Origin of the sequence: Lysobacter sp. GX 14042 (assembly GCF_021390425.1) — a bacterium.
Lineage (GTDB): Bacteria > Pseudomonadota > Gammaproteobacteria > Xanthomonadales > Xanthomonadaceae > Novilysobacter.
Map to the genome: position 1 here is coordinate 234,779 of NZ_JAJUWY010000001.1, position 13,570 is coordinate 248,348.

A 13,570-nucleotide genomic window follows, 5' to 3' on the forward strand; every position below is an offset into this window, starting at 1 on the left:
CGGGGCAGCCGCTATACTCCGCCGCGACCACCCGTGCCGCGTGATGCGCCATTGCCGGCGCACCTGCAAACCCCATCCTGATCCGTACTACGGCCGCGCCATCCGCGCGCCAGGGATTCCTGCCACGCATGCGTCTGTCCACCATCAAGCTGTCGGGCTTCAAGTCCTTCGTCGACCCGACCACGCTGCACCTGCCCACCAACATGACCGGGGTGGTGGGACCCAACGGCTGCGGCAAGTCCAACATCATCGACGCGGTGCGCTGGGTGATGGGCGAGAGCTCGGCCAGCCGGCTGCGCGGCGAATCGCTGACCGACGTGATCTTCGCCGGCTCCTCGGCCCGCAAGCCGGTCTCGCAGGCGATGGTGGAGCTGCTGTTCGACAACGCCGACCACGCCATCAGCGGCGAGTACGCTTCGTTCAACGAGATCTCGGTCAAGCGCATCGTCAGCCGTGACGGCGCCAGCCAGTACTACCTCAACGGCGCCAAGTGCCGCCGGCGCGACATCACCGACCTGTTCCTCGGCACCGGCCTGGGCCCGCGCAGCTATTCGATCATCGAGCAGGGGATGATCAGCCAGATCATCGAGGCGAGGCCCGAGGACCTGCGGGTGTACCTGGAGGAGGCCGCCGGCATCTCCAAGTACAAGGAGCGCCGCAAGGAGACCGAAACCCGGATCCGCCACACCCGGGAGAACCTCGACCGGCTCAACGACCTGCGCGAGGAAGTCGGCAAGCAGCTCCAGCACCTGGCCCGCCAGGCCCGCCAGGCCGAGCAGTACCAGGCGCTGCAGGAGGAGCGCAAGGTCCGCGACGCCGAGTGGAAGGCGCTGGAGCACCGCGCGCTGGAGCGCCGGCTGCAGGGCCAGCGCGAGAAGCTGGCACAGCAGGAAACCCGGCTGGAACAGCTGGTTGCCGAGCAGCGCCAGGCCGAGCGCGAGATCGAGGAGGGCCGCGCGCGCCGCGAGGAGGCCTCGCAGGTACTGGCCCGGGCGCAAGCGGAAAGCTACGAGGTCGGCGGCACCCTGGCCCGCATCGAGCAGCAGATCCAGCACCAGCACGAGCTCGCCCAGCGCCTGCACAAGGCGCGCAGCGAGACGGAGAGCCAGCTGGCCGAGATCGCCGAGCACATCGCCGCCGACCAGTCGCGGCTGGAGGTGCTGGCGGCGGCGGTCGAGCACGACGAGCCGCGCCTGGAGCAGCTGCGCGAAGAGGACGCCGCCCGCCAGGACGCCCTGCACGGGGCCGAGGCCGCGCTGGCCTCCTGGCAGCAGCGCTGGGACGAGCACGCGCGGGCGCAGTCGGAGGCCGCGCGCGCGGCCGACGTGGAGCGGACCCGGATCGAACACCTCGACCGCCAGGCGCTGGATGCCGGGCGTCGCAGCGAGGCGCTGCAGGCCGAACGCGCCGGGCTGGACATGGAGGCGCTGGGCGAGGCGCTGGCCGGGCTGGTCGAGCAGCACGAGGAGCGCAAGCTGTCGCTGGAGGGCCTCGACGAGGCGCTGGAATCGCGCAAGGAGGCGGTCTCGGCACTGGCCGAGCAGCAGCGTGCGAACCAGGCCGGGCTGGCGGAGGTGCGCAAGCAGGCGCAGTCGGCCCGTGGCCGGCTTGCCTCGCTGGAGGCGCTGCAGCACGCGGCACTGGGCCAGGAGAACGGCGCCGCGCTGCGTTGGCTGAAGGCGCGCGGCCTGGATTCGGCACGCCGGGTCGGCGAGTCGCTGGAGGTCGAGGCCGGCTGGGAAACCGCGGTCGAGGCGGCGCTTGGCCAGCTGATCGAAGGGGTTCTGGTCGATTCGCCGCAGGCCCTGGTCGAGGCACTGGGCGAGCTGGCCGATGCCGATGTGGCGCTGGTCGACGGCGGCACCGGCGGTTTCGATGCCCCGGCCGGAACCCTGGCCGCACGGGTACGCGGCCCGGTCGCGGTCCGGCGCCTGCTGTCGCGCCTGCATACCGCCGGGGACCTGCAGGCGGCGCGCGCGCTGCTGCCGTCCCTGGACGCCGGCGCGACGGTGATCACCCGCGAGGGCGAACGGCTGGGTGCCGGCTGGATACAGGTGCTGCGCGAACGCGACGCCAGCCAGGGCGCGCTGGTGCGCGAACGCGAGATCCAGGAGCTGCGCGCCGGCATCGAGTCGCTGCAGGCCCGGGAACAGGAACTGGAATCGGGGCTGGCGCAACTGCGCGATCGCCTGCTCGCGGCCGAGCAGCAACGCGAGGACGCGCAGCGCAGCCTGTACACGGCGCATCGCGGGCTTTCCGAGCTTGCCGGCCAGCTGCAGGGCCAGCACGGGCGCCTGGACAGCGCCCGCGGTCGCATCGAGCGGATCGACGCCGAGCTGGCCCAGCTCGCCGGGACGCTGGCTACCGCCGCCGCCCAGGCGAGCGAGGCCCGCGCCCGCCAGGAAGAGGCGGTGCTGCGGATGTCCGGGCTGGAGGACGCCCGGCAGGAGCTCGATGCCGAGCGTCGCCGCCTGGCCGAGGCACGCGACCTGGCGCGCAACCTGGCGCGTGACTCGCGCGAGGCGGTGCATTCGCTGGCGCTGACCCTGGAATCGCAGCGCGCCCAGGTCGCCTCGCTCACCCAGGCCCTGCAGCGCATGGGCGGGCAGCGCGGTCAGCTCGACAACCGGCTGGGCGAGCTCAGCGAGCAGCTCGAACATGGCAACGATCCGGCGGTGGAGCTGGAAGAGCAGCGCCAGGTCGCACTGGAGCAGCGGGTCGCCAGCGAGCACCGGCTGGCCGCGGCGCGCACCGCGCTGGACGGGATCGACAACGCACTACGCCGCCACGAGCAGGTCCGCCAGCAGCGCGACGAACAGGCGCTGGCCCAACGCGAGGCGATCGGCCAGCGGCGGCTCGAGCAGCAGGCCCTGGTGCTCAAGGCCGAGGGCCTGGCGGAAACGGTGGCCGAGGCCGGGTTCCAGCTCCAGGACGTCGCCAACACCCTGGCCGACGGGATGGAGCCGGAAGCCTGGGGCCGGACCGTGGCCGAACTGGACGCGAAGCTGCGCCGGCTGGAGCCGGTCAACCTGGCGGCGATCGCCGAGCACGCCGAGGCGGCCCAGCGCAAGGACTACCTCGACGCCCAGGACGCCGACCTGGGCGCGGCGCTGGAAACCCTGGAGGACGCGATCCGCAAGATCGACCGCGAGACCCGCGGCCGCTTCAAGGACACCTTCGACCGGGTCAACTCGGGAGTGCAGCAGCTTTATCCGCGGCTGTTCGGCGGCGGGCATGCCTACCTGGAGCTGACCGGCGAGGACCTGCTCGACACCGGCGTGGCGATCATGGCCCGGCCGCCCGGAAAGCGGGTCTCGAGCATCTCGCTGCTGTCCGGCGGCGAGAAGGCGATGACCGCAGTGGCGCTGGTGTTCGCGATCTTCCAGCTCAACCCGGCGCCGTTCTGCCTGCTCGACGAGGTCGACGCGCCGCTGGACGAGGCCAACGTCGGCCGGCTGGCGGCGATGGTCAAGGAAATGAGCGAGCAGGTACAGTTCCTGTTCGTTACCCACAACAAGGCGACCATGGAAGCGGCCGAGCAACTGTCCGGCGTGACCATGCGCGAGCCCGGCGTGAGCCGGCTGGTATCGGTCGACCTGGCCGAAGCCACCCGCCTGGCCGGCGCTGCCTGACCCGAGGAACCGCACGATGTTCGACCTGACCCCGGAGCGGATCTGGATCCTGATTGCCGGCGCGCTCCTGATCCTCGCCATCCTGTTCTTCGGCCGCCCGCGCAAGCCCGGCCAGGGCCGCCGCCTGCCGCGTGGCGGCGAGGCGGACGCAGCCTCCGGCCGGGTGGAGCCGACGCTGGGCGAGCAGCTGGAGGGCGAACTGGCCGAAGGCGTTGGCGAAGCGGCTGAAGAAGGCACGCAGGACCCACTGTTCCCCAGCCCGGACCCCGCGTCCGACGAGCTGGGCAAGCGTCCTTCCGACGAGTTCGACAAGATCGTGACCGTGTACCTGGCGGCGCGCGCGGGCGAGGCCCTGCGCGGCCCGGACATCGTGGTCGCGGCCGAGAAGGTCGGCCTGGCCTACGGCCACATGGGGGTGTTCCACCGCCTGATCGAGCGCCAGCCCGAGCGCGGGCCGGTGTTCTCGGTGGCCAACATCGTCAAGCCGGGCAGCTTCGACATGGCCGGCATCCAGTCGGTGGAGACCCCGGCGATCGCCTTCTTCCTGACCCTGCCGGCCCCGGTCAGCGCCATGGACGCCTGGGACGCGATGCTGCCCACCGCCGAGCGGATGGCCGAGCTGCTGGGCGGGTTGCTGCTCGACGAGCAGCGCAATGCGCTCGGTCGCCAGCGCATCGGGCACATCCGCGAGGAGTTGCGCGCCTACGACCGGCAGCGCGAGGCGCCGCCGTTGACGAAACCCTCGCGCTGGTAAGGCAGGGTCGGTGCTGCCACGCACGAAGTGGCGACAAGGCTTTCAACGATGAGTGATCACGCAACGCGCGCGGTGGAGCTGCGCAGGCGGCTCGAGGACGCGGGCTACCGTTACCACGTGCTCGACGATCCGGACATCCCGGACGCCGAATACGACCGGCTGCTGCGCGAGCTGGAAGCGCTGGAGGCGGCGCATCCGGAGCTGGCCACGGCGGACTCGCCGACGCGCCGGGTGGGTGCCACGCCGTCCGGTGCCTTCGGGCAGGTGGTCCACGAGATCCCGATGCTGTCGCTGGGCAACGCCTTCAGCGACGACGAGGTGGCCGACTTCGTGCGTCGCGTGCAGCAGGTGCTGGGCGCGGACGAGCCGGTGTTCTCGGCCGAGCCCAAGCTCGACGGGCTCGCCATCAGCCTGCGCTACGAGGACGGCCGGTTCGTGCGCGGGGCGACCCGGGGCGACGGGGCCACCGGCGAGGACGTCACCGCCAACCTGCGGACGATCCGCGCGATCCCGCTGGTGCTGCGTGGCGAGGGCTGGCCGCGGGTGCTGGAAGTGCGTGGCGAGGTCTACATGCCGCTGGCCGGCTTCGAGGCCTGGAACGCGAAGGCGCGCGGGCACGGCGGCAAGGTGCTGGCCAACCCGCGCAATGGCGCCGCCGGCTCGCTGCGCCAGCTCGACCCGAAGGTGACGGCGCAGCGCCCGCTGGCGTTCTACGCCTACGCCACCGGCGTGGTGCGGGGCGGCGAGCTGCCCGAGTGCCACTCCATGACCCTGGAGCGCCTGCGCGAATGGGGTTTCCCGGTGAGCAGCCAGACCGAAGTGGTGCGTGGCCTGGACGGCCTCCTCGGCTACTACCGGCGGATGGGCGAGCGCCGCGACGGGCTGCCGTTCGAGATCGACGGGGTGGTCTACAAGGTCGACGACTACGCCGAGCAGGCCGAACTGGGCTTCGTCTCGCGCGCCCCGCGCTGGGCGCTGGCGCACAAGTTCCCGGCGCAGGAGCAGACCACCGTGGTGGAGTCGGTGGAGGTCAACGTCGGCCGCACCGGCGCGGTCACGCCCTGGGCGCTGATGCAGGCGGTGCAGGTGGGCGGGGTGACGGTCACCCGCGCGACCCTGCACAACGCCGACCAGGTCGCCCGGCTGGACGTGCGCAACGGCGATACCGTGGTGGTGCGCCGCGCCGGCGACGTGATCCCCGAGGTGGTGCGGGTGCTGCCCGAGTACCGGCCACCGGATGCCCGACCCTGGGTCATGCCGGGACACTGCCCGGTGTGCGGCTCGGAGATCGTGCGCGAGGAGGGCGCGGTGGTCTGGCGCTGCTCCGGCGAACTGACCTGTGCCGCCCAGCGCAAGGAGGCGCTCGGGCACTTCGCCTCCCGCCGTGCCATGGACATCGAAGGTCTCGGCGAGCGTTTCATCGCCGCGCTGGCGGACTTCGACTACGTCCGCTCGCCGGCCGACCTGTACAGCCTGCGGGTCGAGGACCTGCTGGAGATGAAGCGCCGCGCCGACGAGCAGGCCGGCACCACGCCGGAGACGGCCAGGGCCGGGAAGGTCGCGACCCGCTGGGCGGAGAACCTGGTCGAGGCGATCGACCGCAGCCGCGACACCACCCTGGAGCGCTTCCTGTTCGCACTGGGCATCCAGCACGTGGGCGAGAGCACGGCCAAGGCCATCGCGGCGTGGTTCGGCGATCTGGACCTGGTCCGGCGGCTGCCGTGGCCGCTGTTCAAGCGGGTGCCGGACATCGGCGGCGAGGTGGCGCGGGCGATCGGCCACTTCCTCGACCAGCCGGGCAACCAGGAGGTCATCGACGCGCTGCTGGAGCGCGGGGTGACGATCACCGATGCCCATCCGCCCTCGGCGCAGCTGCGGGGGAGCCTGGGCCTGGAGGCCTTGCTGGTCGATCTTGAAATCCCCAGGGTGACGCCGTTGCGCGCAAGCCAGCTCGCGGCCGCGTTCCCGCAGGCATCGGCGTTGCTGGCGGCGCCCGTCCACAACCTGGTCACCGCGGGCCTGCCGGCGGATACCGCGGCGGCGTTCGCCGCCTGGCGTGGCGTGCCGGCGAATGCGGCGCTGCTGGAGGCATCCGCGGCGGCCATCGCCCGCATCGGGGCGCTGCTGCCGGATCAGGCCGAGGCCACCGCCGGCCCGCTGGAAGGCCAGACCGTGGTCCTGACCGGAACCCTCTCGGCCATGACCCGCGAGCAGGCCAGGGAACGACTGGAGGCGCTGGGCGCCAGGACCGCCGGCAGCGTGTCGAAGAAGACCGGCTTCCTGGTCGCCGGCGAGGCGGCCGGTTCCAAGCTGGCCAAGGCCGAACAGCTGGGCATCGAGATCTGGGACGAGGCCCGCCTGCTCGCGTTCCTGGCGGACCACGCATGAACCCCGATGCGATCCGGCTGCGGGCCCGGCTCAACACGCTGGTGCGCGGCTTCTTCGACGCCCGCGGCGTGCTCGAGGTGGAAACCCCGGTGATGTCGCGCGCCGGCAATACCGATCCGAACATCGCCTCGTTCCAGGTCGAGTTTTCCGGGCGCACCGAGGGCGCGCCGCGCACCCGCTGGCTGCGCACCTCCGCCGAGTTCCCGATGAAGCGCCTGCTGGCCGCCGGCCTGGGCGACTGCTACGAGCTGGGCCGGGTGTTCCGCGACGGCGAGGCCGGTGGCCGCCACAACCCGGAGTTCACCATGCTCGAGTGGTACCGGGTCGGCATGCCGCTGGAGGCGTTGATCGAGGAGACCGCCACGCTGGTCCGCGAGGCCCTGGCGCTGGTCGGACGCGGCGCGCGGCCGCTGCGCACCAGCTACCGCGAGCTGTTCCTCGATGCACTCGGCCTGGATCCGATGACCGCCTCCCTCAGCGAGCTGCAGTCCGCCTTCACCGGCACCGTCGATCCCGGCGGCCTGGTCCGCGACGACTGGCTGGACCTGCTGATGACCCACCAGATCCAGGCCGGCTTCCCGCCCGACCAGCTGTTGGCGGTGCATGACTACCCGGCCAGCCAGTGCGCGCTGGCCAGGGTCGCCCCGCGCGGCGATGTCGAGGTCGCCGAGCGCTTCGAGCTGTACCTCGGCCCGCTGGAACTGGCCAACGGCTACCACGAACTGCTGGACGCGGACGAGCAGCGCCGCCGCTTCCAGCGCGACCACGCGGTGCGTCGGGCTCGCGGCGACGTGTTGCCGCCGCTGGACGAGGCCCTGCTGGCCGCGCTCGGGTCGGGCATGCCGGCCTGCAGCGGGGTGGCCCTGGGTATCGACCGCCTGCTGATGGCCATGCTCGGCACCGGCCGGATCGCCGACGTGCTGGCCTACGACTTCGCCCACGCCTGACGCCATGACCGACATCGACTTCGACCGCTACGACCGCATCCGCCCGATCCGCTGGACCGGAGATGCGCTGGAGTTGCTGGACCAGCGACGGCTGCCGTTCGAGGTGGACTACGTGCGCTGCATCAGCAGCGACGACGTGGCGGAAGCGATCCGCAGCCTGACCGTGCGCGGCGCGCCGGCGATCGGCATTGCCGCGGCCTGGGGCGTGGTGCTGGCGTCCCGGGTCATCGAGGCATCCGGAGGCGGCGAGGCGGCGGTGAAGCTGCAGCCGGCGATCGAGGCGCTCAATGCCGCCCGCCCGACCGCGGTGAACCTGGCCTGGGCGCTGGCGCGCATGCGCGCGGCCCTGGTCGGGGCAGGGCCGGACTGGCGCGCGATACTGGAGGCGCAGGCACGGGCCATCGCCGACGAGGACCTGGCCGCCAACCGCCGCATGGGCGCGCTGGGCGCCGCGCTGATCGAGCCGGGCAGCAACGTGCTGACCCACTGCAATACCGGCTCGCTGGCCACCGCCGGCTTCGGCACTGCGCTGGGCGTGATCCGCGCCGGGGTCGCCCAGGGTCGCATCGGGCAGGTGTACGCCGGTGAGACCCGGCCCTGGCTGCAGGGCGCGCGGCTCACCGTGTGGGAGCTGGAGCAGGACGGCATCGCGCCGACCCTGATCGCCGATGCGGCCGCCGCGCACCTGATGCGCACCGGGCGGGTGCAGTGGGTCATCGTCGGTGCCGACCGCATCTGCGCCAATGGCGACACCGCCAACAAGATCGGCACCTACCAGCTGGCCATCGCCGCGCGCCACCATGGCGTCGGCTTCATGGTCGCCGCGCCGTCCTCGACGGTGGACATGGCCACCGCCGACGGCGATGCGATCCACATCGAGGAGCGCGATCCCGGCGAGCTGTTCGGCCTGGGCGGGGTGCGTACCGCGGCGACCGGCGTGGGCGCGTGGAACCCGGTGTTCGACGTCACCCCGCACGGCTTGATCGATGCGATCGTCACCGAGCGCGGGGTGGTCGACAGGCCCGACGCGGCGGCGATGCGCTTGGCCTTCGGCTGACCGGGGCGTGCGGCGGCCGGCAGCGCGCAAGTCCTTGTTTTTTCGTTGAAACGGCCAACGTCGGCGGTGCTGGTGTGATATCATTTCACGTCTTTTGCACACCGCCCCGGACGGGGCCTGAAACGGAAACCCGATGGCCGAATCCGCCAAGGAAATCATCCCCGTAAACCTCGAGGACGAGATGCGCCGCAGCTACCTCGATTACGCCATGAGCGTGATCGTGGGCCGCGCGCTCCCGGACATCCGGGACGGCCTCAAGCCGGTGCACCGCCGGGTGCTGTTCGCCATGAACGAGCTCGGCGCGCACAGCAACAAGCCGTACTTCAAGTCGGCGCGAATCGTCGGCGACGTGATCGGCAAGTACCACCCGCATGGCGACCAGTCGGTGTACGACACCCTGGTGCGCATGGCGCAGCCGTTCTCGCTGCGCTACATGCTGGTCGACGGGCAGGGCAACTTCGGCTCCATCGACGGCGACTCGGCCGCGGCGATGCGTTACACCGAGGCGCGCATGGCCCGGCTCACCCACCAGCTGATGGCCGACATCGACAAGGAAACCGTCGATTTCCAGCCCAACTACGACGAGAAGGAGTTCGAGCCCACGGTCATGCCGACCCGGGTGCCGAACCTGCTGGTCAACGGCTCGGCCGGCATCGCCGTCGGCATGGCGACCAACATCCCGCCGCACAACCTGTGCGAGGTGGTCGACGCGACCATCGCGATGATCGACAACCCGGAGATCGACGTCGAAGGGCTGATGGAGCACATCCCCGGCCCCGACTTCCCGACCGCCGGCATCATCAACGGCACCTCCGGGATCATCAACGCCTACCGCACCGGCCGCGGCCGGGTGCGCATGCGCGCGCGGGCGGCGATCGAGGTCGCCGACAACGGCCGCGAGTCGATCATCGTCACCGAGATCCCGTACCAGGTGAACAAGGCGAAGCTGATCGAGAAGATCGCCGAGCTGGTCAAGGAAAAGCGCCTGGAGGGCATCAGCGAGCTGCGCGACGAGTCCGACAAGGACGGCATGCGCATCTACATCGAGGTCAAGCGCGGCGAGTCGGCCGACGTCGTGCTCAACAACCTCTACCAGCAGACCCAGATGGAGTCGGTGTTCGGCATCAACATGGTCGCCCTGGTGGACGGCCGGCCGAGGCTGGTGAACCTCAAGGACGTGCTGGAGGCCTTCGTGCGCCACCGCCGCGAGGTGGTCACCCGCCGCACCATCTTCGAGCTGCGCAAGGCGCGTGCCCGCGCCCATGTGCTCGAGGGGCTGACCGTCGCGCTGGCCAACATCGACGAGATGATCGAGCTGATCAAGTCCTCGCCGACGCCGGTGGAGGCGCGCGAGCGCATGCTTGCCCGCACCTGGGACCCTGGCCTGGTCGCCAGCCTGCTCGAAGCCTCCGGTGCCGGGGCCTCCAAGCCCGAGGACCTGCCCAGGGGCGTGGGCCTGATCGACGGCCAGTACCGCCTGACCGAGACCCAGGCCCAGCAGATCCTGGAGATGCGCCTGCATCGCCTGACCGGGCTGGAGCAGGACAGGCTCACCGACGAGTACCGCCAGCTGCTGGAGACCATCCGCGGGCTGATCGAGATCCTCGAGGATCCCGAGGTGCTGCTGGAGGTGATCCGCACCGAGCTGCGCAACCTGCGCGAGGAGTTCGGCGACGAGCGCCGCAGCGAGATCCGCGAGAGCGAGGAGGACCTGGACATCCTCGACCTGATCGCGCCCGAGGACGTGGTCGTCACCCTCTCGCACACCGGCTATGCCAAGCGCCAGCCGGTCAGCAGCTACCGCGCGCAGAAGCGCGGCGGTCGCGGCCGCAACGCCGCGGCGATGAAGGACGAGGACTTCATCGAACGGCTGTGGCTGGTCAATACCCACGACACCCTGCTGACCTTCACCAGTGCCGGCCGGGTGTTCTGGCTGCCGGTGCACCAGCTGCCGGATGCCGGCCCGAATGCCCGCGGGCGGCCGATCATCAACTGGATCCCGCTGGAGGAGGGCGAGCTGGTGCAGGCGGTGCTCCCGGTGCGCGAGTACCGCGAGGACTGCTACGTGTTCTTCGCCACCCGCAACGGCACGGTCAAGAAGACCCCGCTCACCGAGTACGCCTACCGCCTGCAGCGCGGCAAGATCGCCATCAACCTTGACGAGGGCGACGAGCTGGTCAACGTCGAGCTGACCGACGGCAGCCGCGACGTGATGCTGTTCTCCAGCCATGGCAAGGCGGTGCGCTTCGCCGAGGACGAGGTCCGCGCGATGGGCCGCACCGCCACCGGGGTGCGCGGCATGCGCCTGCCCGAGGGCGAGCACGTGGTCAGCCTGGTGGTGGTCGATGGCGACGGCGACATCCTCACCGCCAGTGCCCGCGGGTTCGGCAAGCGCACCCCGCTGGAGGAGTACGCGCGCAAGGGTCGTGGAATCCAGGGCGTGACGGCGATCCGCACCACCGAACGCAACGGTCGGCTGGTCGGGGCGATCCAGCTCACCGAGGAGCACGAGGTGCTGCTGATCTCCGATGCCGGCACCCTGGTGCGCACGCGTGCCTCGGAGATCTCGCAGGTCGGCCGCAATACCCAGGGCGTGACCCTGATGCGGGTCGGCGAGGGCGAGACGCTGCAGGCGGTGGAGCGGCTGGATGCCTCGCTCGACGACGAAGAGGCCGACGAAGACGCCGGTGCGGGCGAGGTGATCGATCCCGCGGCGGCGGACGCCCCCGCGCAGGATGGTCCGGCCGGACCGGATCAGCCCGGCACCCGGGCCTGAGCCCGCCGCCAGGTGCGTGAAAAGGGAGGGGCCGGCATTGCCGGCCCCTTTTCGTTGCGCTGGGCGGTTGCGGCTCAGTCCAGTTGCGACAGCACGTGCTCGGCCGAGGAGACCCGGTACTCGCCGGGCGCCTCGACGAACAGCTCACGCACCACGCCGTCCTCGACGACCATGGCAAAGCGCTTGGCGCGGATGCCCATCCCGTAACCGCTGGCATCGAGCTCCAGGCCGAGCGCGCGGGCGAACTCGGCGTTGCCGTCGGCCAGCATCATCATGCCGTCGGGCACGCCCTGGCTCTCGCCCCAGGCCTGCATCACGAAGGGGTCGTTGACCGACAGGCAGGCGACGCGGACGCCACGGTCGCGGAAGTCCTGGAAGTGCTGCACGAAACCTGGCAGGTGCTGCTCCGAACAGGTGGGGGTGAAGGCACCGGGGACCGCGAACAGCACGGTCTTGCCCTCGCCGAACAGGGCGTGGGTGTCGACCGTCTCCACGCCGCCGTTGGCGATGCGCTTGAGGGGCACTTCCGGGAGGGCGTCGCCGACGTTGATGCTCATCTGGAACTCCGGTGGGGAAAGGCCAAAGTGTATCCGTGCCACGTTCGCCGGGCGCTCACGCCTTGAACCGGCCCGCCGGTGCAACCATGTCGGGCGGGTAATGCGCGCGTGTGCGCAGTGGAGCCATCGATGCAGTTCAAGGACTACTACGAGACCCTCGGGATAGAGCCCAGTGCGGGCGAGGCGGAGATCAAGACCGCCTATCGCAGGCTGGCGCGCAAGTACCACCCCGACGTGAGCAAGGAGGCCGACGCCGAAGACCGGTTCAAGGCCGTCAACGAGGCCTACGAGGCCCTTCGCGATCCGCAGAAGCGGGCCGCCTACGACCAGTTGCGGGCCCGCGGCTACCGGCCCGGCGACGAGGTCCGGCCGCCGCCCGGCGGCTTCGGTGGCGGCGGGTTCGACGGGGTGGATTTCGAGGAGATCTTCGCCGGCGGCGGGGCCGGGGGGGGCTTCAGCGATTTCTTCGAGCAGATGTTCGGGCAGGGCCGCGGCTTCGGCGGCGGCCAGGGTGGCTTCCGCCAGCAGCCGGGCGCCCGTCCACGACGCGATACCCGGGCCAAGCTCTCGGTGCCGCTGGAGGCGGTCTACGCCGGTGACAGCGTGCGCATCAACGTGGGCGGTCGCGCACTGGACCTGAAAGTGCCCAGGGGGATCTCCCCCGGCAAGTCGATCCGCCTGGGCGGTCAGGGCAGCGGCGGGGGCGACCTGCTGCTGGAGGTGGAGTACGCCGCCCATCCGAACTTCGAGGTCGACGGGCGCAACGTGATCCACGTGTTGCCGGTGGCGCCGTGGGAGGCCGCGCTGGGAACCACGCTGGCGGTGCCGACACTGGGCGGCCAGGTGGAGTTGCGGATTCCGTCGAAGTCCGAGGCCGGGCGCAAGCTGCGCCTTCGCGGGCGCGGCCTGCCGGGCGGTCCGGGCGAGGCGGACGGCGACCAGATCGTCGAGCTCGAGGTCCTTGCCCCGGTGCCGCGGGACGAGGCGCAGGTCCAGGCCTACGAGCAGATGCGCGACGCGTTCGGGGAGGGCTGGCGTCGCGATTGAGCCGCCCGGCGGGCCGGTGTCAGCCCGGCAGGAGCTGGGAGATCACCTCGCCCAGGTCGACCTCGTTGAACGGCTTGGTGATGTAGGCGCGGGCTCCCTGGCGCATGCCCCAGACGCGGTCGGTGTCCTGGTCCTTGGTGGTGACCAGGACCACCGGGATGTGGCGCGTGGCCTCGTCGCGGCAGATCGAGCGGGTGGCTTGGAAGCCATTGAGGTTCGGCATCACCACGTCCATGAGCACCAGGTCGGGCAGCTCGCGCCGGGTGATCTCGACACCCTCGGCACCGTCCTCGGCGGTGAGTGCCTCGTGGCCCAGCTTCTCCACGATGCGACGTATCCCCATCAGCTGTGAGGGCGAGTCGTCGACGATGAGGATGCGGGCCATGGGTACTCCGGGGCTGGACGACAGATT

General features: G+C 71.2%; 9 protein-coding genes. 7 read left to right on the forward strand and 2 right to left on the reverse strand.

Going from position 1 to position 13,570, the window contains the following annotated elements; genetic code table 11:
- The first annotated feature begins 128 nt into the window (after positions 1 to 128).
- From smc to gyrA, 6 genes are all read left to right on the forward strand, one after another.
- Positions 129 to 3,632, forward strand: a complete 3,504-nt coding sequence (smc, locus tag LY625_RS01135) for a chromosome segregation protein SMC (protein WP_233737159.1) — start codon at positions 129 to 131, stop codon at positions 3,630 to 3,632.
- A 16-nt stretch (positions 3,633 to 3,648) separates the two neighbouring features.
- Entirely contained in the window at positions 3,649 to 4,386 is a 738-nt protein-coding gene (gene zipA, locus LY625_RS01140) for a cell division protein ZipA (protein WP_233737160.1), read from the forward strand.
- Between the two features lie 48 nt (positions 4,387 to 4,434).
- Complete coding sequence (gene ligA, locus LY625_RS01145) at positions 4,435 to 6,774, forward strand: NAD-dependent DNA ligase LigA (RefSeq protein WP_233737161.1); 2,340 nt, start codon at positions 4,435 to 4,437, stop codon at positions 6,772 to 6,774.
- Positions 6,771 to 7,721, forward strand: a complete 951-nt coding sequence (gene epmA / locus LY625_RS01150; RefSeq protein ID WP_233737162.1) for an EF-P lysine aminoacylase EpmA — start codon at positions 6,771 to 6,773, stop codon at positions 7,719 to 7,721. The genes ligA and epmA overlap by 4 nt, the downstream gene beginning before the upstream one ends.
- Before the next feature lie 4 nt (positions 7,722 to 7,725).
- Complete coding sequence (gene mtnA / locus LY625_RS01155) at positions 7,726 to 8,778, forward strand: S-methyl-5-thioribose-1-phosphate isomerase (protein WP_233737163.1); 1,053 nt, start codon at positions 7,726 to 7,728, stop codon at positions 8,776 to 8,778.
- 133 nt (positions 8,779 to 8,911) lie between these two features.
- Positions 8,912 to 11,554 carry a DNA gyrase subunit A gene (gene gyrA / locus LY625_RS01160; RefSeq protein WP_233737164.1) on the forward strand — a complete coding sequence of 881 codons (2,643 nt, stop codon included), beginning with the start codon at positions 8,912 to 8,914 and terminating at the stop codon, positions 11,552 to 11,554.
- Between the two features lie 74 nt (positions 11,555 to 11,628).
- Here gyrA and LY625_RS01165 read toward each other — a convergent pair whose 3' ends face one another.
- On the reverse strand, positions 11,629 to 12,111 hold the full coding sequence (locus LY625_RS01165) for a peroxiredoxin (RefSeq protein ID WP_233737165.1): 483 nt from the start codon (positions 12,109 to 12,111) through the stop codon (positions 11,629 to 11,631).
- A gap of 129 nt (positions 12,112 to 12,240) precedes the next feature.
- On the opposite strand from LY625_RS01165, the gene LY625_RS01170 reads away from it, so the two are divergent.
- On the forward strand, positions 12,241 to 13,158 hold the full coding sequence (locus tag LY625_RS01170) for a DnaJ C-terminal domain-containing protein (RefSeq protein WP_233737166.1): 918 nt from the start codon (positions 12,241 to 12,243) through the stop codon (positions 13,156 to 13,158).
- A 19-nt stretch (positions 13,159 to 13,177) separates the two neighbouring features.
- Here LY625_RS01170 and pilH read toward each other — a convergent pair whose 3' ends face one another.
- A complete protein-coding gene (pilH, locus tag LY625_RS01175; RefSeq protein WP_233737167.1) occupies positions 13,178 to 13,543 on the reverse strand; it encodes a twitching motility response regulator PilH in 366 nt (121 codons plus the stop codon).
- Positions 13,544 to 13,570 lie beyond the last annotated feature (27 nt).